The sequence below is a fragment of the Micromonospora sp. NBC_01405 genome, assembly GCF_045040155.1.
Taxonomy (GTDB): domain Bacteria; phylum Actinomycetota; class Actinomycetes; order Mycobacteriales; family Micromonosporaceae; genus Micromonospora.
Window position 1 is genome coordinate 2304671 of the sequence record NZ_CP109532.1, and the last position, 24108, is coordinate 2328778.

The 24108-nt window shown below is 73.1% G+C and carries 28 protein-coding genes; 12 read left to right on the plus strand and 16 right to left on the minus strand.

What is annotated here, in order from left to right:
• Positions 1-54: 54 nt before the first annotated feature.
• Positions 55-333 carry a DUF2530 domain-containing protein gene (locus OG559_RS09195; protein WP_405114283.1) on the plus strand — a complete coding sequence of 93 codons (279 nt, stop codon included), beginning with the start codon at positions 55-57 and terminating at the stop codon, positions 331-333.
• Between the two features lie 10 nt (positions 334-343).
• Here the strand turns inward: OG559_RS09195 and OG559_RS09200 are convergent, their stop codons facing one another.
• Positions 344-1177 (minus strand): DUF3027 domain-containing protein, encoded by an 834-nt coding sequence (locus tag OG559_RS09200; RefSeq protein WP_405114285.1) that lies wholly within the window; start codon positions 1175-1177, stop codon positions 344-346.
• Between the two features lie 106 nt (positions 1178-1283).
• On the opposite strand from OG559_RS09200, the gene OG559_RS09205 reads away from it, so the two are divergent.
• Together OG559_RS09205 and OG559_RS09210 are read left to right on the plus strand one after the other, a co-directional pair.
• Positions 1284-2975, plus strand: a complete 1692-nt coding sequence (locus OG559_RS09205) for an MFS transporter (protein ID WP_405114287.1) — start codon at positions 1284-1286, stop codon at positions 2973-2975.
• On the plus strand, positions 2972-3787 hold the full coding sequence (locus tag OG559_RS09210; protein WP_405114289.1) for a futalosine hydrolase: 816 nt from the start codon (positions 2972-2974) through the stop codon (positions 3785-3787). The genes OG559_RS09205 and OG559_RS09210 overlap by 4 nt, the downstream gene beginning before the upstream one ends.
• A gap of 17 nt (positions 3788-3804) precedes the next feature.
• On the opposite strand, the gene OG559_RS09215 is transcribed toward OG559_RS09210, so the two are convergent.
• A complete protein-coding gene (locus OG559_RS09215; protein WP_405114291.1) occupies positions 3805-4710 on the minus strand; it encodes a GNAT family N-acetyltransferase in 906 nt (301 codons plus the stop codon).
• A gap of 736 nt (positions 4711-5446) precedes the next feature.
• Here OG559_RS09215 and OG559_RS09220 point away from each other — a divergent pair.
• Positions 5447-6310 (plus strand): 1,4-dihydroxy-6-naphthoate synthase, encoded by an 864-nt coding sequence (locus OG559_RS09220; RefSeq protein ID WP_405114293.1) that lies wholly within the window; start codon positions 5447-5449, stop codon positions 6308-6310.
• On the opposite strand, the gene OG559_RS09225 is transcribed toward OG559_RS09220, so the two are convergent.
• Together OG559_RS09225 and OG559_RS09230 are read right to left on the minus strand one after the other, a co-directional pair.
• Positions 6307-6693, minus strand: coding sequence for a cold shock domain-containing protein (locus OG559_RS09225; RefSeq protein WP_350884174.1), 387 nt, complete (start codon positions 6691-6693; stop codon positions 6307-6309). The two genes, OG559_RS09220 and OG559_RS09225, sit on opposite strands and share 4 nt — an antisense overlap.
• Positions 6694-6721: 28 nt before the next feature.
• Positions 6722-7345 (minus strand): HAD family hydrolase, encoded by a 624-nt coding sequence (locus OG559_RS09230; RefSeq protein WP_405114295.1) that lies wholly within the window; start codon positions 7343-7345, stop codon positions 6722-6724.
• A gap of 84 nt (positions 7346-7429) precedes the next feature.
• Between OG559_RS09230 and OG559_RS09235 the strand changes: the two genes are divergently transcribed.
• The gene (locus OG559_RS09235) at positions 7430-9889 is read left to right on the plus strand and encodes a helicase-associated domain-containing protein (RefSeq protein ID WP_405114297.1); all 2460 of its coding nucleotides are present in this window, start codon (positions 7430-7432) and stop codon (positions 9887-9889) included.
• Positions 9890-9926: 37 nt separating this feature from the next.
• Here the strand turns inward: OG559_RS09235 and OG559_RS09240 are convergent, their stop codons facing one another.
• Together OG559_RS09240 and OG559_RS09245 are read right to left on the minus strand one after the other, a co-directional pair.
• Entirely contained in the window at positions 9927-10166 is a 240-nt protein-coding gene (locus tag OG559_RS09240; protein WP_350884180.1) for a hypothetical protein, read from the minus strand.
• A gap of 89 nt (positions 10167-10255) precedes the next feature.
• Positions 10256-11143 carry a L,D-transpeptidase family protein gene (locus tag OG559_RS09245; RefSeq protein ID WP_405114299.1) on the minus strand — a complete coding sequence of 296 codons (888 nt, stop codon included), beginning with the start codon at positions 11141-11143 and terminating at the stop codon, positions 10256-10258.
• 172 nt (positions 11144-11315) lie between these two features.
• Here OG559_RS09245 and OG559_RS09250 point away from each other — a divergent pair, with 172 nt between their 5' ends.
• Positions 11316-12995, plus strand: coding sequence for a DNA repair helicase XPB (locus tag OG559_RS09250; RefSeq protein WP_405114301.1), 1680 nt, complete (start codon positions 11316-11318; stop codon positions 12993-12995).
• Positions 12996-13004: 9 nt separating this feature from the next.
• Here the strand turns inward: OG559_RS09250 and OG559_RS09255 are convergent, their stop codons facing one another.
• Positions 13005-13349 (minus strand): type II toxin-antitoxin system HicB family antitoxin, encoded by a 345-nt coding sequence (locus tag OG559_RS09255; RefSeq protein WP_405114303.1) that lies wholly within the window; start codon positions 13347-13349, stop codon positions 13005-13007.
• A gap of 154 nt (positions 13350-13503) precedes the next feature.
• On the opposite strand from OG559_RS09255, the gene OG559_RS09260 reads away from it, so the two are divergent.
• Positions 13504-13632 carry a hypothetical protein gene (locus tag OG559_RS09260; RefSeq protein ID WP_405114305.1) on the plus strand — a complete coding sequence of 43 codons (129 nt, stop codon included), beginning with the start codon at positions 13504-13506 and terminating at the stop codon, positions 13630-13632.
• 18 nt (positions 13633-13650) lie between these two features.
• Here the strand turns inward: OG559_RS09260 and OG559_RS09265 are convergent, their stop codons facing one another.
• Positions 13651-14517, minus strand: a complete 867-nt coding sequence (locus OG559_RS09265; RefSeq protein ID WP_405114307.1) for a GNAT family N-acetyltransferase — start codon at positions 14515-14517, stop codon at positions 13651-13653.
• Between the two features lie 189 nt (positions 14518-14706).
• A complete protein-coding gene (locus tag OG559_RS09270; RefSeq protein ID WP_405116509.1) occupies positions 14707-15588 on the minus strand; it encodes an RNA polymerase sigma-70 factor in 882 nt (293 codons plus the stop codon).
• Positions 15589-15803: 215 nt separating this feature from the next.
• On the opposite strand from OG559_RS09270, the gene OG559_RS09275 reads away from it, so the two are divergent.
• Complete coding sequence (locus tag OG559_RS09275) at positions 15804-16289, plus strand: carboxymuconolactone decarboxylase family protein (protein WP_405114310.1); 486 nt, start codon at positions 15804-15806, stop codon at positions 16287-16289.
• A 145-nt stretch (positions 16290-16434) separates the two neighbouring features.
• Here OG559_RS09275 and OG559_RS09280 read toward each other — a convergent pair whose 3' ends face one another.
• A complete protein-coding gene (locus OG559_RS09280) occupies positions 16435-17208 on the minus strand; it encodes a TIGR03089 family protein (protein ID WP_405114313.1) in 774 nt (257 codons plus the stop codon).
• A 301-nt stretch (positions 17209-17509) separates the two neighbouring features.
• Positions 17510-17737, minus strand: a complete 228-nt coding sequence (locus OG559_RS09285; protein ID WP_405114315.1) for a winged helix-turn-helix domain-containing protein — start codon at positions 17735-17737, stop codon at positions 17510-17512.
• Positions 17738-18103: 366 nt separating this feature from the next.
• On the opposite strand from OG559_RS09285, the gene OG559_RS09290 reads away from it, so the two are divergent.
• Together OG559_RS09290 and OG559_RS09295 are read left to right on the plus strand one after the other, a co-directional pair.
• Positions 18104-18367, plus strand: coding sequence for a hypothetical protein (locus OG559_RS09290; RefSeq protein ID WP_405114317.1), 264 nt, complete (start codon positions 18104-18106; stop codon positions 18365-18367).
• Positions 18364-18630, plus strand: a complete 267-nt coding sequence (locus OG559_RS09295; RefSeq protein ID WP_405114319.1) for a hypothetical protein — start codon at positions 18364-18366, stop codon at positions 18628-18630. Before OG559_RS09290 ends, OG559_RS09295 begins: the two co-directional genes overlap by 4 nt.
• A 10-nt stretch (positions 18631-18640) precedes the next feature.
• On the opposite strand, the gene OG559_RS09300 is transcribed toward OG559_RS09295, so the two are convergent.
• The 4 genes from OG559_RS09300 to ligD (OG559_RS09315) form a co-directional block, all read right to left on the minus strand.
• Positions 18641-18811, minus strand: coding sequence for a hypothetical protein (locus OG559_RS09300; protein WP_405114321.1), 171 nt, complete (start codon positions 18809-18811; stop codon positions 18641-18643).
• Between the two features lie 177 nt (positions 18812-18988).
• Entirely contained in the window at positions 18989-19699 is a 711-nt protein-coding gene (locus OG559_RS09305) for a DUF3800 domain-containing protein (RefSeq protein WP_405114323.1), read from the minus strand.
• A gap of 57 nt (positions 19700-19756) precedes the next feature.
• Positions 19757-20671 (minus strand): non-homologous end-joining DNA ligase, encoded by a 915-nt coding sequence (gene ligD, locus OG559_RS09310; protein ID WP_405114325.1) that lies wholly within the window; start codon positions 20669-20671, stop codon positions 19757-19759.
• Positions 20661-21602, minus strand: a complete 942-nt coding sequence (gene ligD, locus OG559_RS09315; protein WP_405114327.1) for a non-homologous end-joining DNA ligase — start codon at positions 21600-21602, stop codon at positions 20661-20663. Before ligD (OG559_RS09315) ends, ligD (OG559_RS09310) begins: the two co-directional genes overlap by 11 nt.
• Positions 21603-21688: 86 nt before the next feature.
• On the opposite strand from ligD (OG559_RS09315), the gene OG559_RS09320 reads away from it, so the two are divergent.
• Entirely contained in the window at positions 21689-22696 is a 1008-nt protein-coding gene (locus tag OG559_RS09320) for a Ku protein (protein WP_405114329.1), read from the plus strand.
• Positions 22697-22740: 44 nt separating this feature from the next.
• Here the strand turns inward: OG559_RS09320 and OG559_RS09325 are convergent, their stop codons facing one another.
• Positions 22741-23133, minus strand: a complete 393-nt coding sequence (locus OG559_RS09325) for a PPOX class F420-dependent oxidoreductase (RefSeq protein WP_161689135.1) — start codon at positions 23131-23133, stop codon at positions 22741-22743.
• Between the two features lie 217 nt (positions 23134-23350).
• On the opposite strand from OG559_RS09325, the gene OG559_RS09330 reads away from it, so the two are divergent.
• The gene (locus tag OG559_RS09330; protein WP_405114331.1) at positions 23351-24019 is read left to right on the plus strand and encodes an FKBP-type peptidyl-prolyl cis-trans isomerase; all 669 of its coding nucleotides are present in this window, start codon (positions 23351-23353) and stop codon (positions 24017-24019) included.
• Positions 24020-24108 lie beyond the last annotated feature (89 nt).

The following is a 24108-nucleotide window of genomic DNA, read 5'->3' on the forward strand; positions in this document are numbered from 1 at the left end:
CATCGTCGCAGATCACCGGCCACCTGCAAAAGTTGGTCGCGTACGCTTGCCCCCGTGCGACAGGAGCAACCGCCGCGGCCCGAGCCGCTCGACCCGCCGATGGTGCCGTTCGCGGTCGCCGGGCTGGCGGTCTGGGCGGTGGTCGGTCTGGTGCTGCTGATCTTCTTCCGGACCTGGCTCACCGAGCATGGACGTCAAGACTGGCTCTGGACGTGCCTGGCCGGATTCCTGTGGGGCTTTCCCGGTCTGGCGGTGATGATGCGCCACGACGCCAACCGGCGTCGCCGCCGCGCCGCAGCTCAGACCCTCCGGCCGGACGACGCCGGCCGCTGACGCCGCCCGGTCAGGGGCCGTACGGCTCGGCCGGCTCCGCCACCGACCCCGGGGCCCAGCTCACCGACACCGGCTCGCTGACCGACATCGCCTCGACCGCGCTGTCGTCGTACACGGTGGGCAGTTCGTCGACCGGGGTGTCGGGGGTCTCGATGAGGGTCTCCGAGTGCGCGCCGCAGCCGTGGTCGGCGCTGACCACCCGGCCGTCGTCTGGGGCGTAGAAGTTGCCGCACGCACCGAAGGACTGCCGCAGCGAGCCGGCCAGCGGCAGGTAGAAGCCGCAGGTGCCGCAGCGGGCCGCCGCCGGGGCGGCCGCCGAGATCGACGCGGCGGGCCCATGGTCGCCCTCGTACCAGCGCTGGGCGGTCTCGGCGCGGCCCTCCCGGGAGAGCACCCGGGGCCGGCCGAAGCCGAGCTCCCAGGCGGTTTCCTCGACGGCGGGGTCGTCGGAGAGCACGTACCCGGGGGCGAGCCGCTCGTCGTCCGGCGAGGTGGGCAGCAGGTCGCCGGGGCCGAGGTCGCCCGGCTTGAGCCGCTCCTGCCAGGGCAGCCAGCCGGGGGCGAGCAACGCGTCCGGGCCGGGCAGCAAAACCGTTTCGCAGATGGTGACGTTCCGGCTGCGCGGCACCCGGGTCACCGTTACCGCCCACCGCCAACCCCGATAACCGGACAGCAGGCACTCGAAGTAGTGGGTGACGAGCCGGTCGGCCTCGGCAACGGACTGGAGGTGGTCACCGACGACGTCGGAGGGCTCCACCTCGGTGATTGCGTCGCGGGCCACCTCGACGGCGGCGGCGCAGACCTGGTCGAGGCGGGCGGCACGGGCGGAGGCGGGCCTGGTCACTCAACCATTGTCCCCCATGCGCGGCGACGACCGACAGGCACTCCCCGGAGCGTGTTCTCCGATGGTGGTCGCGCGGGGGTGGGGCGGATGGGCGAGGATGGTGCACATGCCGTTGTTCTCCCGCTCCGAGCGGTCCCTACTCGGGCGGACCGTCGGCACCGGCATCCGCGCCGTCCGCCTGCTGCTGCGTGGATCCGCGCGGGGCGGACGCTGGATGACCCGCCGGGCCGGCTCGGCCCGGACCAGGGGCGCCGGCGGCGAGGTCGGCATGGTGCGCCTGTTCGACCTGCACGCGGTCTCCTGTGCGGGGGACACCCTGATCGCGATCGGGCTCGCCGGCACGATCTTCTTCGAGGTGCCGCTCGGCGAGGCGCGCAGCAAGGTGGCGCTGTACCTGCTGGTCACGATGGTGCCGTTCGCCATGCTCGCGCCGGTGGTCGGCCCACTGCTGGACCACTTCCGGCACGGCCGGCGGTACGCGCTCGCCGCCACCATGCTCGGCCGGGCCTTCCTCGCCTGGATGATCTCCGACCACATGGGCGGCTTCGGCCTCTACCCGGCGGCCTTCGGGGTGCTCGCGCTCTCCCGGGCGTACGGGGTGGCCCGCTCTGCGGCGGTGCCCCGGCTGCTGCCGGAGGGGCTCGGGCTGTCCCAGGTGGGCGCGCGGGCCAGCGTCTACGGCACCATCGCCGGCGGGCTGGTCGCCCCGATCGGGCTGGCCGCGTTCTGGTTCGGCCCGCAGTGGTCGCTCCGGGTCGCCTCGGTGATCTTCCTGGTCGGCATGGTGATCGCGCTGCGGCTGCCGCCCCGGGCGGACTCGGAGCCACCCGAGCGGGTCCCCCGCCCGCTGCGGTCGCTCGGCCGGCGGGCCGCCGGGGACCGTCCGCTGGGACGCGGTCGACCGGCCGGCCGGCTCGTCATCGCCACCCTGGTCGGTGCGGCCCTGCCCCGCGCGGTGTACGGCTTTCTGCTGCTCTTCCTCGCGTTCGCGCTGAGGAAGGGCGACCTGACGACCGACTTCTTCGGCCGGGACCTGAGCCCGGAGGTGGCGCTCGGCCTGGTCGGCGGGGCGCTGGCCGTGGGCACCTTCCTGGCCACGGCGGTCGGCACCCGGCTGCGCATTCACCGGCCCACCGCGATCCAGTCCAGCAGCATGATCATCGTGGCCGGCACGGCCGTCCTGGCCACCATCCAGTTCTCGCTGCCGATGGTGGCGCTGCTCTGCCTGGTCGCCGCGCTGGCCAGCGGGGTGGCGAAACTGTCGGTCGACGCCTCCATCCAGGAACGCATCCCGGAGCGGCTGCGGGCCAGCTCGTTCGCCCACTCCGAGACGGCGCTGATGCTGGCCTTCGTGGCCGGCGGCGGCCTCGGCCTGGTCCCGCTCGACGGACGGCTCGGCATCGCCGTCGCCGCCGGGGTCGGCGTGCTCGCCGCCGCCCGGGGCGTGTACGTCGCCGGGAAGCTCCGCGACGAGCGGCTGATCGGCCGCCCGCTCGGCGACGACGAGCTGACCGAGGAGGCGACCACAGCCCCGCCGGACGCCGCCGACACGGCGGCGGACGTCGCCCCGATCTCACCCGCCCCGATCTCACCCGCCCCGGCCCCACCCGGCCCGCCCTCACCCGACCGGTCCGCGCCCGGCCCGGTCCGGGGCCCCGACGTCGGTCCGGCCGACGACCCGGCCCTCGCCCCGCCCGGGTACCACATCTACCGGCCCTCCTCCGCCGCCTCCGGCTCCGGCGGCCCGGGCGGGGCCGACGACGGAAGCCGCCGCGAGCCCCGGGACCCGGTGTCGTGACCGGCCTCACCGCCGCGCGGACCACCTCCGCACGGACCGCCGCCGGCGGGCTGCTCGTGGTGACCGCGGTGCCGGCCGAGGCCGAGGCGGTCCGCGCCGGCCTCCCGGCCCACACGCCGAGCCACCCAGGCTCGTCGGGGGCAGGCTCGGGGGCAGGCCCAGGGGCAGAGGCGGGCCCAGGGGCAGAGGCGGGCCCAGGGGCAGGGGCGGGGGCAGGGCCGCCGCCAGGCCCCGCAGTCACCGTCGTGCCGGTCGGGGTGGGACCGGCCGTCGCCGGGGCCGCCACCGCCCGGCTGCTCGCGCTCGCCGAGGCCGCCGGCCGCCCGTACCGGGCCGTGATCAGCGCGGGAATCGCCGGCGGCTTCGTCGGCCGGGTGGCGGTCGGCGGCACGGTACTCGCCACCCGCAGCATCGCGGCGGACCTCGGCGCCGAGTCACCGGAGGGCTTCATCCCGGTGGACGAGCTGGGCATGCCGTCCGAGCTGCTCGGCGGCGGCAGCATCGTGCCCGCCGACCCGGAACTGCTCGCCACGCTGCGCGCCGCCCTGCCATGGGCGACCGTGGGCGCGGTGCTCACCGTCAGCACGGTGACCGGCACCTCCGCCGGCACCGAGGCCCTGGCCGACCGGCATCCGGACGCGGTGGCCGAGGCCATGGAGGGGTACGGGGTGGCGGTCGCCGCCGCCCAGGCCGGCCTGCCGTTCGCCGAGCTGCGCACCGTCTCCAACCCGATCGGCCCGCGCGACCGGTCCTCCTGGCGGCTGCGCGAGGCGTTCGCCGCCCTCACGGCGGCCACCGCCGCACTGGCCTGAACCAGGGCCGGGCCCCGTCAGCACGCCCACCGGGGCGGTGAGCGGTCGAGGCGAAGCGCGTAGGGCCGGCTTGCCTCCAACCGGTACCCGCAGGCCAGCAGCAGATCGACGCCACCGAAGTCGGCCACGGCGTGCGCCACACGGAGCCCCGTTCGGTCCATCTCCACGGTGAGCGCCTCCACCAGCCGCCGCCCGATACCGAGCCGGCGACATGCCCCGGTCACCAGGACGCCGTCCAGCACGATCTCCCGCTCCCCGGCGTCGATCAGGTCGCCGTACAGCAGGCGAGGGCTGCGCTCGTGGGCCCGCAGCTCGCCGAGCACCCGGCCGTCGGGCAGCTCCGCCACGAACCGCCAGCACGTCGAGGGCAGGCCCTCGCCGGTGACCCGGCGCACCGCCACTTCGCGGCGGATCCGGTCGGCCCACCGACGCTGGTCCCGGTAGCGGCGACTCAGCTCGTACGTCGCAGCCGGCACCGGTCGCGGGAACCGCTCCGGGGGCAGCTTGTACCACTCCGCCCACCAGGCGCCCGGCCAGTCCTTTGGGTCGTGCACCTCCCAGACGTCCAGGTGCGCCGGGTACCGCCGCCCCGCCTCGTCCCGCATCCCGTCGTGCGGCACCCCCGGCACCGCCAGCACCTCGGGCGGCCGGTCCCCGGGCCCGTCCCCGGGCCGCCCGACCAGCAGCCGGCCTCCCGCCGCCCGCACCAGACGCTCCACGGTACGCAGCCTCGGATCGGCCACGTCCCCCGACTCGATCCGGGCAACCGTGCTCTTCGGCACGCCGGCCCTGGCCGACAGCTCCCGCTGGCTCAGGTCGGCCTGTCGGCGCAGGGCCCGAAGCACGGCCGCGACGTCGACCGCCTGATCGTCGATCTCGGTCGGCTTGCAGTCCCGCCCGGCGGTACCTGTTGGATTCTCCACGCATCGATGGTCGGCGGTGGCTGCCGGACCATCAACATCCAACCGAAACCTGTGGACAGACCTGTGGACAACAGCCCTCGGCGGTGGAAGGCGGGTCTCCATCCGGTCCCTTTGGAGCTGCCCCGTTCATGCGCCCACTGGCCGGCACCGGCCGACCGCCATGCCCCCCATACCGTTACGGCCGTCCTACGTAAAGCGGCAGAACGGCACAAACGGCGGACCGGCACAAAACGGCAGAGCGACAAGAACGGCGGACCGGCGCAGATCGGCAGAACGGGCGGAAGGACAGAACGACGCAGAACGGCGGAGCGACGGCAGACTGGGCGGACGGGCCGACGGCCGAGGAAGGGCGGAGGGGAGCCTCCGGTTGTTCTCGGCCGAGAGATCAGCGAACTCCGGATTGCCCCGTTCATGCGGGCAGCTCCAAAGGCGGCGGAAGGCAACCCCGAAGCCCGTGCGCCACGCAGCTGACGCGTCGCGCCCACACCGGCCGACGCGCCACCCCACCGCTCGACGCCCACACCCACACCCCGCACCGCTCACCACCCCTGCACCGCTCACCACCCCTGCACCGCTCACCACCCCCGCACCGCTCACGGCCCACGCCCTCACCGCCCACACCCTCACCCGGGCGGGGCGGGGCGCAGCGGGCAAGCTGGTTACAGCGGGCAGGGGCGGGTCACAGCGGGCGGGGCTGGCCGGGGCACGGCGGGAGGGGCGGGGATACGGTGGGGGCGTGGCGCTCTCCCTGGCGATCTCGCCCTGCCCCAACGACACGTTCGTCTTCGACGCCCTGGTGCACGGCCGGGTGCCGGGCGCTCCGCCGGTCGAGGTGACGTACGCCGACGTGGACGTGACCAACACCGCCGCCGAGCGGGGGGCGTTCGACCTGGTGAAGGTGAGCTACGCGGCGCTGCCCTGGCTGCTGGACGACTACCACCTGCTGCCCTGCGGCGGCGCGCTCGGCCGGGGCTGCGGCCCGCTGGTGCTGACCCGGGGGGACCAGGACGACCCGGGTGACCAGGGCGACCCGGTCGGGCGGGTCGGGCGGGCGGGCCGTAGCGACCTGACCGGCGCGACGGTCGCGGTGCCCGGGGACCGGACCACGGCGTACCTGCTGTTCCGGCTCTGGTCGGCCGACCGGCCGCCCGCGCGCATCGAGGTCGTGCCGTTCCACGAGATCATGCCGGGGGTGGCGGCGGGGCGGTACGACGCCGGGCTGGTGATCCACGAGGCACGGTTCACGTACCCCCGGCACGGGCTGACCGCCCTGGTCGACCTCGGCGAGTGGTGGGAGGGCGACACCGGGCTGCCGATCCCGCTCGGCGCGATCCTGGCGCGCAAGGGCGCGGTCGACCCGGTCGAGGCGGCCGGGTGGATCCGCGAGTCGGTCCGCCAGGCGTGGGCCGACCCGGAGGTCAGCCGGGAGTACGTGCTCGCGCACGCCCAGGAGATGGAGCCCGACGTGGTGGACCGGCACATCGCCCTCTACGTCAACGAGTTCACCGCGGACCTGGGTGACGCGGGGTTCGCCGCCGTGGAGGCGCTGCTGGGCCGGGCCACCGACGCCGGGCTCGTACCTCCGACCTCCGGCCCTTAGACCTCGAGCTCGCGCGCCACCGCGTGGACGAGCTGAGCGATCTTCTGCGCGGACTTCCGGTCCGGGAAACGGCCCCGCCGCAGGTCCGGCTGGACCTTCGCCTCCAGCACCTTGATCATGTCCTCGACGAGGCCGTGCAGCTCCTCCGCCGGCCGGCGGCGCAGCTCCGCCATCGACGGTGGGGCGTCGAGCAGCTTGACCCCCATCGCCTGGGCGCCCCGGCGGCTGTCCACCACGCTGAAGTCGACCCGTTGACCACCCGTGAGGTCGGTGACGCCCGCCGGTAGCGCGCCCTTGGGCAGGAACACGTCGCCGCCCTCGTCGCTGGTGACGAACCCGTAACCCTTGGCCGCGTCATACCACTTCACTCGACCCGTCGGCACCTGAGAACCCCTGCTTCGCTTGAGACGTCTACTGCTTCAAGGCTAGCCGGATCATGTGGTCGAGCGCCGCTGGGAATCCGGTGAGATCGTCCAGCACGAGGTGGGCCCCGGCGGAACGCAGTTCCTCGGCCGAACAGGGGCCGGTGGCCACCCCGATCCCCGGGACCCCGGCTACCTCTGCGGCCACCATGTCGGCCACGTGGTCGCCGACGTACAGGGTCGCGCCGTGCTCGCGCAACGCCGTCGCCTTCTCCTCGGCGAACAGGTCACCGGCCAACTCGTCCACGGCCAGCCCCAGGTGGTCCAGGTGCAGCCGGGCCAGCCGGCCGATCTTGGCGGTGACCACCAGCGCCCGGCCGCCGTGGGCGTGCACGGCCTCGATGGCCGCGACCGCGCCGGGCATCGGCAGGGTCGGGGTGATCGCGTACGCCGGGTAGAGCTCCCGGTACGCCTCGACGGCCGACTCGACCCGCTCGGGCGGGAACCAGCGGGCGATCTCCACCCGCAGCGGTGGGCCGAGCCGGGACACCGCCGCGTCGGCGTCCACGGGTACGCCGGTGCGCGCGGTGAGCGCCCGGAACGCCGCGGCGATGCCGGGACGCGAGTCGACCAGGGTCATGTCGAGGTCGAAACCGACCGTCAGCGAGGGCATTCCGAGAACGTACCCGCCCATCACCGGCCGAGCCGGACGTCCGGGGGGCGCGCGGGCCCCGAAGCGGGCTAGCGTGGAACGACGATGACCACCTCACTCGCCGACCACCTGCGGACGCTGCCCGACGAGTCCCTGGCCGCCCTGCTCCAGTTGCGGCCGGACCTCGTCGTGCCCGTGCCGGCCGACGTGTCCGCGCTCGCGATCCGGGCCCAGTCACGGGTCTCGGTGGCCCGGGCCCTGGACGGGCTGGACCAGTTCACCCTCCAGATCCTCGACGCTGCCCGGCTCACCCGGGGCCCGGACGACGGCACCACCGCCATGGAGGCGGTCCTGGCCATGGCCACCGCCGGCCCCCGCGCACCGGCCCCCGCCACCATCCGCGGCGCGGTGAACAAGCTGCGCGCGCTCTTCCTGCTGCACGGCCCGGAGCACGCGCTACGCGTGGTGGGCGGCGTGGACGAGGTCTCGCCGTACCCGGCGGGGCTGGGCCGGCCTGCGGCGGAGCTGGACCCGCACGCGGCCGCCCTCTGCGCGGACCCGGCGAAGCTGCGACGCACGCTGCTGGCCGCGCCGCCGTCGGCCCGGGCGATCCTGGACCGGCTCGCCGCCGGGCCGCCGGTGGGCAGCGTGCCCCCGGGCGCGCTCCAGGCCCCGCCGCTCGGCGCCGAGGACAGCGTCCCACCGGACCCGACGAACGGCGGCGCGCCGACCGGCTCGCCGGTGCGCTGGCTGGTGGACAACCGGCTGCTGGTGCTGGTCTCCGCCGGCACCGTGGAGCTGCCCCGCGAGGTCGGCCTGCTGCTGCGCCGGGACAGCGGCCCGCTCGGCCCGCTGCGCACCAGCCCGCCGCCGGTGGCCGCCGCGCCGCGCGAGGCGAAGGCCGTCGACTCGGCCGGGGCCGGGCAGACCATGGAGGTGGTACGGAACACCGAGGCGCTGCTGGAACTGCTGTCCGCCGAGCCGGCGCCGGTGCTGCGCTCGGGCGGGGTCGGGGTGCGTGACCTGCGCCGGCTGGCCAAGACCCTCGGCGTGGACGACCCGACCGCCGCCCTGCTGCTGGAGGTGGCGTACGCGGCCGGGCTGGCCGGCGAGCTGGAGCTGACCGGTGCCGCCACCGCCCGGTACGGCGCGGACCAGCAGGTCATGCCCACCGGCGGGTACGAGGTGTGGCGGGCCATGTCGCTGGCCCAGCGCTGGGTGCAGTTGGCCCGGGCGTGGCTGGTGATGACCCGGCAGGCCGGCCTGGCCGGGCAGCGGGACGACCGGGACCGGCCGATCTCCGTGTTGTCGGCCGAGGCGGAACGGGCCGGCGCGCCCGCCGCCCGCCGGGCCGTGCTGTCGGTGCTGGCCGACCTGGAGCCGGCCACCGCCCCGACGCCGGAGGAGGTGCTGGGGCTGCTCGACTGGCGGGCGCCCCGACGCAGCCGGGGCCGGGAGGCCGCGTACCGGGAGGTGCTGGCGGAGGCCGCGCGGCTCGGGGTGACCGGGCTGGGGGCGCTCACCTCGTACGGGCGGCTGCTGCTGGCCGACCTGACCGACGCCGACGAGCGGGGGTCGGACGACCCGCTCGGGCTGCACACGGACGCGGAGAGCGGCGCCGCGTCCACCGCCGTGCGGGCGCTGGACGCCCTGCTCCCCTCCCCGGTCGACCACTTCCTGGTGCAGGCCGACCTGACCGTGGTGGTGCCCGGCCCGCCCGACCCGGCGCTGGCCGGGGAGCTGGAGGTGGTGGCCGAGCACGAGTCGGCGGGCGGGGCGAGCGTGCACCGGGTGACCCCGGCGAGCGTGCGCCGGGCCCTGGACGCCGGGTACTCGGCCGACGACCTGCACGCCCTGTTCCGTCGCCGCTCCCGCACCCCGATCCCGCAGGGGCTGACCTACCTGGTGGACGACGTGGCCCGCAAGCACGGCGGGCTGCGGGTCGGCTCCGCCGGCGGGTACGTGCGCAGCGACGACGAGGCACTGCTCGCCGAGGTGCTGGCCGACCGGCGGCTGGAGCCGCTGGCGTTCCGCCGGCTGGCCCCGACGGTGCTGTCCACCCCGTACCAGGTCAACCGGATGCTGATGGCGTTGCGCGACGCCGGGTACGCCCCGGTGCCGGAGGACGCCTCCGGCGCGGCGGTGCTGGCCCGGCCGAAGACCCGGCGGGCCCCCGGACGGGCGCCGGTCGGTCGGACGCTCGACCCGCTGGCGTCCCCGAAGCTGGCCATGCCGCGGCTGCTCGGGGTGGTGGAGCAGATCCGCCGGGGCGAGGCGGCGGCGCGGGCGGCCCGGCGGGCCCCGGCGGTGGTGCGTGGCAGTACGGCCGGCTCGGGCCCGGCACCGGCGCACGGCCACAGCGACGCGCTCGCCGTGCTCCAGCAGGCGGTCCGGGACAAGGCGCTGGTCTGGGTGGGGTACGTCGACACGCACGGGGCGACCGCGTCCCGGCTGCTCCGGCCGGTGTCGATCGGGGCGGGCTATCTGCGGGCCGAGGACGAGCGGACGGAGATGCTGCACACCTTCGCGCTGCACCGGATCACCGCGGCGGTCCTGGAGAGCTGACCGGCGTGCCGGCGCCCGGCCGGGGCCCCGTCCCCGGTCAGCGGCGGCTGCGCCGCACGGTGCCCACCACGGAGACGGCCAGCAGCAGGGCGAACCCCGCCCCGGCGGACTCACCGACCGAGGCGACGAAGCCCTGCTGCTGGACCAGCCAGCCGTACAGGAACCAGGCGACGAGGACGGCGGCGGCGAGCCCGTAGCCGACCACGGTGGCCGTGGTGACCGCGATGCCGGGCACGGGCTCGTCCTCGGCTGCTGCCGCCTCGTGGTCGACGCTCATCGCCGCCTCCTCGGAGCCGGGGCTGGTCGGGTGGAGGACGGATCGCGGGCCGGGTGATCGCGGGCCGGCCGGATCGCGGCCCGGGCCGGTCAGGTGCCGGGTCGACGGCCGAAGAGGACCACCCGGCTGCCGACCTTGCCCAGCTCCCACGCCCGACGGGCGTCGGCGGGGAGCAGGTTCACGCAGCCGTGCGAGCCGATCGACTTCTCGTGCAGGTAGGTGGTGGTCTGGTGGTAGCCCATCCCCTGGGTGAAATGCTGCCAGTACGGCAGCCACACCTCGTACGGGTCGGACCACTCCTTGATGTTCCGGTAATTGATCTTGTACGTGCCGGCGGGGGTGGCGTACCCCGGCATGCCGGTCCGGGTCACCGTCGGGCCCCAGACGACCTTCCCGCCGCGCACCGCCCAGGTGGTCTGCCGGGTGAGGTCGATGCAGAAGGTGGTGCCGGACGACCCGGCCTTGCACCGGCGGGTGTCGGTGGTGGCCAGCCGCTTCGACACGTCGTACGTGGTGGGGCCGGCGCGGCCGGCGGCCGGGCGGATGTCGTACCGCTGCTGGAACTTCTTGATCGCGGCGCAGTCGGCGGCGGACTGGCGGCCGTCAACAGTCACCCGCCCGAACCCGCCCAGCTTCGCCAGGTAGGTCTCCACCTCGCGCTGGTGCTCGCCCTGCTGGCAGCCGGCGGCCCGAGTCGGCGCGGTCGGCGCGGCCCGCTCGGGGGCCGCCGTCCGGGTCGGCGTCGGCTTGGGCCTGGGTTTCGGCTTCGCCTTCGTCGGGGTGGGGTTCGGCCGGGTCCGCTGGTCGGGGCCGGACGAACCGCCCGCCCCCGTTCCCTGCTCGGCTGAGCCGGCCTGGGCGAGCCCTCCTCCACGGCCACCCGGGTCGGCCTGCCGATCGGGCGTGCACGAACCGACGCCGACCAGCGTGACCACAGCCAAGGCGACGACCCTGGCGGTGAGCGGAACCTGTCTCATGAGGCCTCCCAGGATGGTCGTCCCTCTGCTAGACGCCGGACGTACGGGAATGGTTGCACCCCGTGTCCGATTTTCTGCCCTCATCCGCTTCCGTGCAAGACTGGTTGGTCGGCCCGGGGTCACCCGGACACCCGCGAGGCGGCCGGCGACCAGGCAAGGAAAGGACGCTGGCGTGAGCGGTGGACCACTGATCGTTCAGTCGGACAAGACCCTGCTGCTGGAGATCGACCACCCCGACGCCCAGGCCTGTCGGATGACGATCGCGCCGTTCGCCGAGCTGGAGCGCTCCCCCGAGCACGTGCACACGTACCGGCTGACCCCGCTGGGGCTGTGGAACGCGCGGGCCGCCGGCCACGACGCCGAGGGCGTGGTGGACTCGTTGATCAAGTACTCCCGCTACCCGGTGCCGCACGGGCTGCTGGTCGACGTGGCCGAGACGATGGACCGGTACGGCCGGCTGCAACTCGCCAACGACCCGGCGCACGGGCTGGTGCTGCGGGCGCTGGACCGGATGGTGCTGATCGAGGTCGCCAAGAGCAAGAAACTCGCCGGGATGCTCGGCGCGAAACTCGACGACGACACGATCGCGGTGCACCCGTCCGAGCGGGGCCGGCTCAAGCAGGCGCTGCTGAAGCTCGGCTGGCCGGCGGAGGACCTGGCCGGGTACGTCGACGGCGAGGCGCACCCCATCGAGCTGGCCGAGGCCGGCGGGGACGGTGGGAAGCCGTGGACGCTGCGGTCGTACCAGCGGGAGGCCGTGGAGGCGTTCTGGGCCGGCGGGTCGGGCGTGGTGGTGCTGCCCTGCGGCGCGGGCAAGACCCTGGTGGGGGCCGCGGCGATGGCCGAGGCGAAGGCGACCACCCTGATCCTGGTGACCAACACGGTCGCCGGCCGGCAGTGGAAGCGGGAATTGATCGCCCGCACCTCGCTGACCGAGGAGGAGATCGGCGAGTACTCGGGCGAGCGCAAGGAGATCCGCCCGGTCACCATCGCCACGTACCAGGTGCTCACCTCGCGGCGCGGCGGCGCGTTCACCCACCTGGACCTGTTCTCCGCCCGCGACTGGGGCCTGGTCGTCTACGACGAGGTGCACCTGCTGCCCGCGCCGATCTTCCGGTTCACCGCCGACCTCCAGGCCCGCCGCCGGCTCGGCCTGACCGCCACCCTGGTCCGCGAGGACGGCCGGGAGGGCGACGTGTTCAGCCTCATCGGCCCCAAGCGGTACGACGCGCCGTGGAAGGACATCGAGTCGCAGGGCTGGATCGCCCCGGCCGAGTGCACCGAGGTACGGGTGACGCTCACCGACGCGGAACGGATGTCGTACGCGACGGCGGAGGCCGAGGAGCGCTACCGGATGGCGGCGACCGCCCGCACCAAGCTGCCCGTGGTCAAGGCGCTGGTCGACCGGCACGCGGGCGACCAGGTGCTGGTCATCGGCGGGTACATCGACCAGCTGCACCAGCTCGGCGAGTACCTGGACGCCCCGATCATCCAGGGGTCGACGACCAACAAGGAGCGGGAGCGGCTGTTCGACGCGTTCCGGTCCGGCGAGGTGCGCACCCTGGTCATCTCGAAGGTCGGCAACTTCTCCATCGACCTGCCCGAGGCGGCCGTGGCGATCCAGGTGTCGGGCACGTTCGGGTCGCGGCAGGAGGAGGCGCAGCGGCTGGGCCGGGTGCTCCGCCCGAAGGCCGACCGACGGCAGGCGCACTTCTACACCGTCGTCTCCCGGGACACCATCGACACGGAGTACGCGGCGCACAGGCAGCGGTTCCTGGCGGAGCAGGGGTACGCGTACACGATCGTCGACGCCGACGACGTCCTCGGCCCCAAGCTGCCCACCGTCGACTGACCGCCCCGGTCAGGCGGCGCGGAGCTTCCGCAGGACGTACTGGTTGAGGCTCATGCCGTCCTCGGCGGCCTGCATGGCGAGCTCCCGGTGCAGGCTCTCGCCGACGCGAAGGTTGAACTTGCCCGAGTAGTGGCGGTCCGCGAACGGCTGCGGCACCTGTTCGCCCTGCTCCTCCATGTCAATGATCACCTCGCGTAGCAGGCCTTGGAGCCCCTGAAGGGCCTCGGTCTGGGACGACGCCAGCCAGGTCAGGGATGGGAACTCGGCACAGGTGGCGACGAACTCGTGGTCCTCGGCGGACCAGGTGACCCGGTAGGTGTAGTGGGTGATTTCGGGAAGGGCACCGGGCTGCATCACATGGCCTCCTTCTTGTCGATCGCTTTGTAGGCAAGGTTCTGCGGGTTCTTCCGCATCGCTTCAACGATCCTGGCTACGGCCGGCATACCCTTATGGTACTGCTGGTAGTACCAGATGCAAGGAAGTCATCGAACTGGCTCAGAGCGTCTTCGTGATCCCCTCGGCGGTGATCAGGGCGTCCTGCCGGGCTCAGTTGAGGTTGGCGCACACCACCACCACCGACGCGCCCGCGACCAGCGGCGCGAGCAGCCACTTCACCGGCTCCGCCCGCCACCTCTGACGCGACCGGCCGGCCGCGTCAGGGGCGGCGGCGCAGGTAGCGGGCGCGGCGGCCGGCGTCGCGGAACCCGAGCCTCCGGTACAGCACGGCAGCCGGGTTGTCGTCGTTGACGCAGAGCCACGCCTCCCCGGCACCGGCACCGTCACCGGCCAGCGACCGCAGCGCGACGGCCACCAGGTGCGCCCCGACCCGCCGCTGCCGCCAGCCGGGGACCACGCCCACCTGGTCGACCCAGTTGTCGATGACGTTGAGGAAGCCGACGGCGGCACCGTCGGGGCCGCGGGCGATCAGCGACAGGTCCGGCCGGTACCCGTCGTCGTCCCACAGCTCGCCCAGCCACTCCTCGGCATCGGGCGGCCGGAATCCGGGACGGTCGGCGAAGGACGCCCGGTACGTCTCGAACAGCTCTGGGCCGGCCTCCCGGACCATCGGCCCGGTGCGCACCCCGTCGGGCGGCGGCACGTCCGGCAGGGCGGCCAGGTCGTGCCGCAGCACCCACTCGACGAAGGTCCGCTCGAAGCCGCGCGCCACGAACAGGGCGTCCGCGCCGGGGCTCCAGGACTCGGTGGTGAGCAGCAGCTCGGCACCCCCGGCCTGCTCGCCCGCCCAGTCCAGCAGCCGACCGCCCAGACCCCGCCCACGCCAACCCGGATGCACCAGGCCGGTGCTGGTGGCCGGCTCCCGGCCGGTGCCCACGCCGACGGCCGCGACCAGACGGCCATCGTGCCAGGCACCGAGGGTACGAGTCTGCAACAGCCGGGCCCGCAGCAACGGGGGACGGGCGAACAGCGGCAGCCCGCCGTCGACGGCCAGGCATCCCCCGGCCAGCTCCGTGAGCGCCGCGAGGTGCTGCTCGCCGACATCCCCCCAGGTGAGAGCGTCCACGCCCAGATCCGTCCGATCCACCGGAGTCCCTTCCTCGTCCTGCCCGCCGAGAGAAGTAGGCGGCGCGGAGCCCGGTGGAGTCAAAGGGTTTCCGGACCCGAAGCTGCCCAGCGTCGACTGAGCATCGGTCCGGCGGCCGAGCCCGTCAGCACGCCGTCGTCGGTCCCGAGCCGCCGCCGACTCAGCGACTCAGCGACTCAGCACGGTTACCCGCGCCATGTGCGACAGCTTCTCGGGATTGCGTACGGCGTAGAGCCCGGTGATGCGGCCGTCGTCGATGCGCACCGCCAGGACGGTGTCGAGCTCCCCGTCGAGTCGGACAATCAGCGCCGGGTTGCCGTTGACCTGTGCCGGCCGCAGCGACGAGAGGTGCGCGCTCCTGCTCCACCCGCCGGCCAGCAGGCGGGCGACCTTGTCGGCCCCCACGATGGGCCGTAGGACGGCCTGCCTGACTCCACCACCGTCGCCGAGAAGGACGACATCCGGGGCGAGAATGTCGAGCAGGCGCTGCAGATCACCGGTTTCGACCGCCCGCTGGAACGCATCGAGCGCGTTCCGGGTCTCGATCGCCGAAACGACCCGGCGTGGCCGGCGCGCCGCGACGTGTGCTCGGGCCCGGTGTGCGATCTGCCGGACTGCGGCCGTGCTCTTGTCGAGGGCTTCGGCGATCTCGTCGTACCCGAGGTCGAACACCTCGCGCAGCACGAACACCGCCCGTTCGGTCGGCGCGAGCGTCTCCAGCACCAGCAGCATCGCCATCGAGACGCTGTCGGCCAACGCGACGTCCTCGGCCACGTCGGGCGCGGTTAGCAGGGGTTCAGGCAGCCAGGGGCCGACGTAGGACTCCTTGCGGCGGCCGAGCGTACGAAGCCGGGCGAGTGCCTGACGGGTGGTGATCCGGACAAGGTACGCACGCCGATCCCGCACCGTGCCGAGCTCGACGCCCGCCCACCGCAACCACGTCTCCTGCAGGACGTCCTCCGCGTCGGCGGCCGAGCCGAGCATCTCGTACGCGACGGTGAACAGCAGGTTCCGGTGGGCGAGGAACGCCTCGGTGGCCGGGTCCGACAGCTCGGTGTCCCGGCCTCCGTCGGCTGCGGTCTGCGGTGTGCCCACCATGGGTGACTCCCGTTCGCTCTCGACTGCGTCACCCATCAGATGCCGAACCCCGCCGTCTTGTGACACCTCCGGCTGTGGCAGTCGTCACCCGCCCAGGCCGTCACAGGGACCCGAACGCCGGCATCTCGTGTTCGTCCGACCGAACCCCACGAGTGAAGGACGGCACCATGGACGCCCGATTCAACCTGTTCGACAACGAGCTCGCCACGAGGTTCGCCAAGCGGTTCGCCAACGCCGGCATGGTGATCCATCAGTCGCCACTACCGAAGTCCACGCAGGAACTGGTGTCGCTGCGCGCCAGCCAGATCAACGGCTGCGGCTGGTGCATCGACATGCACACCAAGGAGGCCGCGACTGCCGGTGAAACCTCGATCCGGCTCAACCTGGTCGCCGCCTGGCGCGAGTCCACCGTCTTCACCGAGGCCGAGCAGGCCGCGCTGGCGCTCGCCGAAGAGGGCACCCGGCTCGCCGACGCCCACCAGGGCGTGTCCGACGAGACCTGGGCCCAGGTACGCAGGCACTACGACGACGACCAGATCGCCGCGCTGGTCGCCCTGGTCGCCCTGATCAACGCCGCCAACCGGCTGGCCGTGATCGTGCACCAGCGGGGCGGTTCCTACCAGCCCGGCATGTTCGCCGCCGCGTTCGACTGACGCGCTCCGCCATGTCGGCGAGATGGCGATTCGGGTCACCCCGACCCCCCACATCGCCGACATGGCGGTCGGCAGGGCTTACCTGGCGCCGCCTGCCGGAACGCCACCCAGCCGAGCCCGGCCGAGGGGTATTGAGCCCACCCGGTCAGAGGACCCGGGTGATCTCCTCGGCGGTGATCCGGGCGTCGAGGCGTGACCGGTCGAGGTTGGCGCAGACGACCACGGACGCGCCGACGGCGAGCGGGGCGAGCAGCCACTTCAGCGGCTGATCGTCCTGGGTGGCGTCGACCAGCAGCCGGTCCCCGGCCCGCAGGTCTAGCTGCGCGGCGATCTCGGCCGCGAGCCGGCCCCACTCGTCGTAGCTGGTGCCGTCCGGGCTGGCCGGGTCGCTCGGGCGGAGGGTGGTTACGCCGGGCGGCGTGGCAGTGTGCCGGAGCACCTCGGCGGACCAGTCGAGCCAGCCGACCGGCACCTCGGCCAGCGGCCCCGTTCCGGTGCCTACCAGGTACCGGTGCAGGCCCTCGGGCACGTCCTCCAGCCAGTCGTCGAGCCGCTCCGGGGTGACGAACACGGCGTCGTACGGTCGGTCCCCGCTCGGCTCCAGGACCGGCAACCCGGCGGTGGCCCGGGGCCGGAACGACACCGCGACCCCTACCGACCAGGCACCCAGCAGCACTGCGGCCGTACGCCAGTGCGGCGGCAGCAGCACCGCCGCCCGGTCGCCGACGCCGAGCCCGCACCCGTCGCGCAGCAGGCCCGCCGCACGAGCGGCCCAGTCACCCAACTCCACGGCGCTCAGCGCGACCCGCTCGCCGGTCGCGTCGTCGTAGAAGGTGAGCAGCGAGCGGTCGACGTCGCCGGCCATCGCAGCCAAGGAGGGGACGGCCGCCGTGACGGCCGGCAGGGTGGTCCGCTCCACGTGGCACTCCTCAGTTCGGGCGCACCGCCCTGGTCGTCGGCACCGGCCGAGAGTTTCGCCTGGTCACCGGCCGGGGGCCGGCACGGACGGGGGCTGGCGTCAGCGGGCTCGTCGAACAGCGCCCTCGCCCCAGACCGGCCCGTCGCTCCCGTAGACCATACCGTCGGCGCCAGTTACCACCGCTGCACCTCAAGCGGGGAATTCACGGCGAGCAGGAACGGGCTGGACCCTGGCCGAAGCCGCTGGCGCGGTCGCAGCACCCCGGGCGGCGCGGAAGTTGACCGCCCACCCACCAGCCTGGTCAGCCCCGGGAGGACTCCGCGACGAAGACGCCGCGACCTGGACGGCCGACCAGCACACCCTGCTCCCGCAGCGTCGCCACCGCGCGGTGAATCGTCGAGAGCGACAGGTCGTAGTGATCAGCCAGTTCTTGGGTGGACGGTATCTGTTCCCCGGGCTGAAACTCGCCCACCTCGATCCGCCTCAGCAGATCTTTGATCAGCTCACTCATGGTCGGCGGGATCGGCACGTGGAGGCCCCTTGCAGTCGGTTGGCGCTCCCAGTATCGAGCACGAGGTGAAAGGGCGGCAACAACTGGAAGGGAAGCAGTAGGCAACGCGTCAGCGAGATTTGATAGGTAGGCAAGCGTTGACAGAGGTGAGAGGTGTCGGTAGCGTCACTGTCGGTGATGCGGTACTGCTGCGGTCGGTTGGCACCTCTCGTACCGGTTTCGCATCGCCGCCGGAAGACCCCACCCCGCGCCACTCCCCCGGCGCGGCCCTGCCGCCGTACCGCCGTTCGTGGCTGCGGCGGCCGGGCGGGCGGCCTCCGCCGACTGCGACCGGCGGGGGCCGCCCCTCCACTTCGACGTGCACCCGACGAAGGGCGGTCCCCCGTGCGTCACCTGATCCGTTGGCTGACCGGCCGACAGGAGAGAACAAGACAACCCCTGCGCCCCGCGCAGATCCGCGAGCGGCGGTTCAACGTCCGCCGGCACGGGCTCGACCCGTTCGAGATCCGCGCCTTCCTGCACGAGATCGCCAACGAGCTGGCCGTCGCACAGGCCGCCGTGGTCGCGGTACGGGAGGAGAACGTACGCATCCGGCGTGCGCTGCACACGTGGCAGGGCGGCCAGTCCGGAAAGCACCGGTACCGATGAGCGATCGCTGGGTGATCCACCTGCCGATCACCGCGCCCGACCTGCTCCGGGCACGGGTCTTCGCTCGAACGGCGGCCCGCCTGCTGGCTCGGCTCAGCGCCCGCGTCGAACCGGGCGGGGTGACGGTCTCGGCCGAGGACGAGCAGAACGTACGCCACTGGGTCTTCTGCGACCGGCTACTGTCCGGCCGCGCGCGGTGCACCCTGCCGGCCGATCACATCTCGCCCTGCTCTCGCCGTGACCGGTGGATCAGTCGGGGATGAGCGGAGAGGCTCAGATGACGTGGGTGGCCGCTGGGCGGCGGCGCGGGCGGTCCAGCGGCGCCCGGTCCAGGTTCGCGTCGATCACCGAGGACTCGCCGCCGCAGAGCGGGACGAGTAGCCACGGATCACCCCCGCGTGCGCGGGGAGCAGTTGCCGGGGCGATGCGCGACGCCATCACCACCGGGATCACCCCCGCGTGCGCCCGTACACACGGGGTGTTCCCCGCCGGGTAGCTGTCACCTGGGCATCTTCGGCATGCGACGCACGAACTCCTGCTAGCCTGGATGTCGCAGGACGCCCTCGGGCTCCCGCACCCGCCTTAGGGCCCGCTGACGCGGGCCCTTCGTGCATCAAAGGATCAGGGAACCTTGGCCAGGGGGTCCCAGCACCAGTTGTGGTAGCAGCAGGAGGCGACCAGGGACCACAACCGCTCGTTGGCCGCCGCTTCCCGCAGGTCGGCACCGGGCCGGTCGAGACGCTGGAACAGGAACGTCACCAGGTCGACCGCTTGGACGAGCCGGCTGGCGTGCGACGGGGCGAAGTGCAGCGTGTCGACGATCCGCGTTAGCTTCCTCGACCGGTACCCACCGGTCCCGGACACCCGGTACCGCGTCAGGTCGGCTCGGTGCGCCGCCTGCTCCTGCACCTCGTCGGCGATGACCAACGCATACTCCTCCCGGCTCGCCGCATACCCATCGATCCTCTCGAGCAGGTGCGACAGCACCACCTCGTGCGCGGGCCGGGCGGACGCGGCGTACCTCTTGGCCAGGGCTGCCCGCTTCACACCCCGGATGATGATCGTGACGTCATGGGCACCGATCGCCTCCATGGCCCTGCGGTAGACCGCGATCCGGGCCCGGGGCGGCACTCCTTTCCAGACAGATCTGGCATGGAATATGTCGTAGCCGTGCAGCTCGGTCTCGGATGGCACGCTGTACGTCTTGGTCGCGTGGTCCATCACCTGGTCGAGTGCCTCGCTCAGTGGCATCGCGACCTTGTCCGGGACCAGCAGCGCCCCGATCCAGTAGAGACGGTCGGTGAACGACTCATCAACGTACGTGAGCAGCACCAGGTGAGGGTACGACGGTCCTCCGTCGACGACACGGACTCGGACTCGGCCGGCGCGTCAGCCGGCAGGCAGTTCGGGGCCGCCGTCCAGCAGCGGTGCGAGCAGATCCCCCTGCTTCTCCACCCGCTTCAACACCTCCGCAGCGGTGTAGGGGCGAGTCGCCGGCCGTTTACCAGCGGCACCGGCGGAAACCTCGTCCCAGGTCAGCGGGGTCGACACCGCCGGCACGGACTGGGCCCGCAACGAGTACGGCGACACCGTCGTCTTGGCGGCGTTGTTCTGACTCCAGTCGATGAAGACCTTCCCAGGGCGCAGGTTCTTCGCCATCCGCGACACGACCAGCTTCGGGTGCTCCGACTCCAACTCCTGGGCGATCCGCTTCGCGTAGTCGGACACGAGATCAGAGGACTGGGTGCCGGCGATCGGGCAGCACAACTGCATGCCCTTCTTCCCGGACGTCTTCGGGTACGCCTCCACCCCATCGGAAGCCAGCCGGTCGCGCAGCAGCAGCGCCACCTCGCAGCACTCGCGCAGCCCCGCCGGCGACCCCGGGTCCAGGTCGACGACCATCGTGTCGGGATGGCTGCCGATCCTCCACTGCGGCGTGTGCAGTTCCAGGGCGGCGAGGTTGGCCAGCCAGACGAGGGTCGGCAGGTCGTCGGCCACCACGTAGTCGATGGTCTCCCGGCCCTTGCTCGACCCGGGGACGGGCAGCGTCTCGGTGTGCACCCAGTCGGGGGTGGCGGCCGGGGCGTTCTTCTCGAAGAAGCTCTTGTCGTCGACCCCGTTCGGGTACCGGATCCGGGTGAGCGCCCGGTCGGCCAGGTGGGGCAGGAGCACCGGGGCGATCCGGGTGTAGTAGTCGATCACCTCGCCCTTGGTGAAACCGGCGTCGGGATAGAGCACCTTGTCCAGGTTGGACAGGTCCAGCGAGCGCCCCTGCACGTCGACCCGGAACCGGTCACCCGGCATCGTCCACCTCCTGCGGCGGCTTGTCCGGGCGGAGCCGCAGCAGGCGGGGGAAGCGCAGCCGGCCGTCCGGGGTGCGCTGACCGTACTTCACCTCGACCACCACCGCGGGCCGTACCCAGATGGCGGCCCGGGCGTCCTCGCGCGGCACGTCCCCGGAGAACGGCGACTCCCCGGAACGCAGCGGCTCCAGCTCGCGCAGCAGCTCCCGTTCGATGGCCGCGCCGATGCCGCCGCCGACGCGGCCCCGGTAGACGAGCCGGCCATCCGGGCCGGGCACCCCGACCAGCAGCCCACCGATCTTGCGCGCGCCGGGTCGCCAGCCGCCGACAACGAAGTCGCCGGTCACCTCCAGCTTGACCTTCACCCAGTCCGGGGAGCGGACCCCGGGCCGGTAGGCCGAGCCGGCCCGCTTGGCCATCACCCCTTCGAGGCCGTGCTCTCCGGCCGCCTCGTAGGTGGCCGGGCCGTCGGTGAAGGTCGGCGGCACCGCCCACCGGGCGGCGCCGAGGCCCAGCCCGTCCAGCAGCTCCCGGCGCTCCCGCCACGGCCGCCCCGTCAGGTCCGCGCCACCCAGCCGGAGCAGGTCGAAGATCATGTACGTCACCGGCGCGGTCGCCGCGAGCCGGGCCGCCTTCGCCGCGTCCCGCACGTGCATCCGCTCGGCCAAGGCGGTGAACGAGGGCTGGCCGGCCTGGTTGAGCAGCACCACCTCGCCGTCGAGCAGCGCGTCGTCGACCTGCTCGCCGAGGGTGATCAGCTCCGGGTACGCGGTGGTGATCTCCGCGCCGGAGCGGGCGTACAGGTGTTGCCGGCCGGTGGTGATGTCGGCCAGCGCGCGTACGCCGTCCCACTTGAACTCGTACGCCCAGTCGGCGCCGGCGGGCAGTGGGCCGGTCATCGCGAGCATCGGCTTCAACGGCGCGCCGGGCATTTCTCGACTGTAGTAGGGCAATCGAAGTGCTCGCGCCCGCTTCGATCCTTTGGGATCCTGAGCTGAACCGGGGAGAGGAGTGGGGTATGCGGGCGATCTGGAAGGGGGCGGTCTCGTTCGGGCTGGTCTCGATCGCGGTGAAGCTCTATTCGGCCACCGAGGAGAAAGATATCCGCTTCCACCAGGTGCACCGGGAGGACGGCGGGCGTATCCGCTACAAACGCACCTGCTCCGTCTGTGGTGAGGAGGTCACCTACGACGACATCGCCAAGGGGTACGACATCGGCGGCGGCGAGATGGTGATCCTGACCGACTCCGACTTCGCCGACCTGCCGCTGACCACCTCGCGGGCCATCGACGTGCTGGAGTTCGTCCCGGCGGAGCAGGTCGACCCGATCCTCTACAACAAGGCGTACTTCCTGGAGCCGGAGGGCGCGGCCACGAAGCCGTACGTGCTGTTGCGCGACGCGCTCGCCGACTCGGAGCGGGTGGCGATCGTGAAGGTGGCGCTGCGCCAGCGGGAGCAGCTCGCCACCCTGCGGGTCCGGGAGGGGGTGCTGCTGCTCAACACGATGCTCTGGCCGGACGAGGTGCGTACCCCGGACTTCGGCTTCCTGGGCGAGGACCTGAAGATCCGGCCCCCGGAGCTGGCGATGGCCAGCTCGCTGATCGACTCGATGGCCGGGGAGTTCGAGCCGGACGTCTTCACCGACGACTACCGGGCGGCGTTGCAGGAGGTCATCGACGCGAAGGTGGAGGGCCGGGAGGTCGTCCAGCCGGAGGAGGTCGAGGAGGCCCCGGCTGCGGCGGTGGACCTGATGGCCGCGCTGAAGGCGTCGGTGGAGCGGGCCCGGGCGGCGCGCGGCGAGCAGCCGGCGGCCGGTGGCGGGGAGCCGACCCCGATCACCTCGGCCCGGTCGGCGCAGAAGGCGGCCAAGGCCCCGGCGAAGAAGACCGCCGAGAAGAAGACGGCCGAGAAGAAGGCCGGGGGTACGAAGAAGGCGGCCACGAAGAAGGCCGCGGAGGCCGACGCCGCGAAGAAGGCCCCAGCCAGGAAGGCCGCGCCGAAGAAGGCTCCCCGCAAGACCGCCTAGTGGCGCGGCGGGGCCCGGTCGACCGTCGGGCCCCGCCGCGCGGGTCAGCCGCGGCCGAGCTTCTGGGTGGGGGTGACCCGGACGATCACCCGCTCCTCGCCGGGCTGCCGGAACGGGTAGGTGTCCTGCCCGAGGTACTTCTGCGCCATCCGGTCGATGTGCTCGTCGGCGCCCTCCTCGACCAGTTCGGTGGTGCCCTTCACCCACAGGGTGCGGAAGTCGTCGGCCTTGTCGACGACGGAGACCGCGACCATCGGGTTGCGCTGGATGTTGTTGTACTTCTGCCGCCCCTTGGCCGTGTTGAACACGATGTGCTGGCCGTCGGTGTCCACCCACACCGGCGTCACGTGCGGGGTGCCGTCCGGCTCGATGGTGGCCACGTGCGCGAGCTGCGGTTCGGCCAGCAGGGCCAGGTCTGCTTCGGTGAGGATCGCCATGGTCGTGAAACTACCCTCGTCGGGAGCCCCGCACCCGGGCAACTGTGGCCGAAGCGGTAGGGACCGGACAGGACGAACGGGCGGGGCGGGCGGGAACGGGACGGCCGGACCGGGACGGGCGCCGGCCGAGGCAGCACCGAGGGGAGCAGGGCGGGTACCGTGTGCGCTGGCCTCGGCAGCGGCCGCCGGGCCCCCACCTCTTGATCAGGGAGTCGACGTGAGCGAGCGTGTGCAGAACCGGTCGGCGGGCCAGGGCCCGGGCGGCAAGGCGGAGCGGCGACTTGGCCTCCAGTTGGCGGCGAAGAAGGCCGCCGAGGCGAAGCGCCGCCGGCAGTCCATCCTCGGCGCGCTCTCCGGCCTCGCCGTCGTGGCGATCCTGGTCGGGGTCTTCGTCGTCGTGAACCAGGGCGACGACGACGCTCCGGGTGAGTTCGCGTCCGCCCCGTCGGCCGGGGCCAGCGCCCCATCGGCCGAGCCCACCGCGCCGCCCGCCCCGCAGATTCCCGAGGGGATGGACCCGGCGCTGGCCACCAAGCCGAAGGTCGAGGCGGGCAAGGGCGAGCTGAAGAAGCTCGTCGTGACGACGCTGATCAAGGGCAAGGGCCCGGCGGTCAAGTCCGGCCAGCAGATCACCACCAACTACGTGGGCGTGTTCTACAAGGACGGCAAGGAGTTCGACGCGTCCTGGAAGAACGGCCAGCCGGCCACCTTCGGGATCGGCGTCGGGCAGGTCATCAAGGGCTGGGACCAGGGCCTGGTCGGGGTGAATGTGGGCAGCCGGGTGCAGCTCGACCTCCCCGCCGAGCTGGCGTACGGCAACGATGCCTCGGGCGGCCGGCCGACCGGCCCGCTGCGGTTCGTCGTCGACGTGCTGGCCGCCCAGTAGTCCGCAGTCATGCGGTAGTTCACAGCGGTCTTCCTTCCGGTCGCCCACGACCAGTAGGTTCGGGGTCACCGTGGGCGGTTCCGGCCGCG

Bases quoted from the DNA above. Each gene is read 5' to 3' on its own strand.
- OG559_RS09295 (WP_405114319.1), top strand. From the start codon at position 18,364: ATGAGCGATCGCTGGGTGATCCACCTGCCGATCACCGCGCCCGACCTG.
- OG559_RS09320 (WP_405114329.1), top strand. From the start codon at position 21,689: ATGCGGGCGATCTGGAAGGGGGCGGTCTCGTTCGGGCTGGTCTCGATC.
- OG559_RS09230 (WP_405114295.1), bottom strand. From the start codon at position 7,345: ATGCCCTCGCTGACGGTCGGTTTCGACCTCGACATGACCCTGGTCGAC.
- ligD (WP_405114325.1), bottom strand. From the start codon at position 20,671: ATGCCGGGTGACCGGTTCCGGGTCGACGTGCAGGGGCGCTCGCTGGAC.
- OG559_RS09325 (WP_161689135.1), bottom strand. From the start codon at position 23,133: ATGGCGATCCTCACCGAAGCAGACCTGGCCCTGCTGGCCGAACCGCAG.
- OG559_RS09275 (WP_405114310.1), top strand. From the start codon at position 15,804: ATGGACGCCCGATTCAACCTGTTCGACAACGAGCTCGCCACGAGGTTC.
- OG559_RS09240 (WP_350884180.1), bottom strand. From the start codon at position 10,166: ATGAGCGTCGACCACGAGGCGGCAGCAGCCGAGGACGAGCCCGTGCCC.
- OG559_RS09255 (WP_405114303.1), bottom strand. From the start codon at position 13,349: ATGCAGCCCGGTGCCCTTCCCGAAATCACCCACTACACCTACCGGGTC.
- OG559_RS09245 (WP_405114299.1), bottom strand. From the start codon at position 11,143: ATGAGACAGGTTCCGCTCACCGCCAGGGTCGTCGCCTTGGCTGTGGTC.
- ligD (WP_405114327.1), bottom strand. From the start codon at position 21,602: ATGCCCGGCGCGCCGTTGAAGCCGATGCTCGCGATGACCGGCCCACTG.
- OG559_RS09205 (WP_405114287.1), top strand. From the start codon at position 1,284: ATGCCGTTGTTCTCCCGCTCCGAGCGGTCCCTACTCGGGCGGACCGTC.
- OG559_RS09235 (WP_405114297.1), top strand. From the start codon at position 7,430: ATGACCACCTCACTCGCCGACCACCTGCGGACGCTGCCCGACGAGTCC.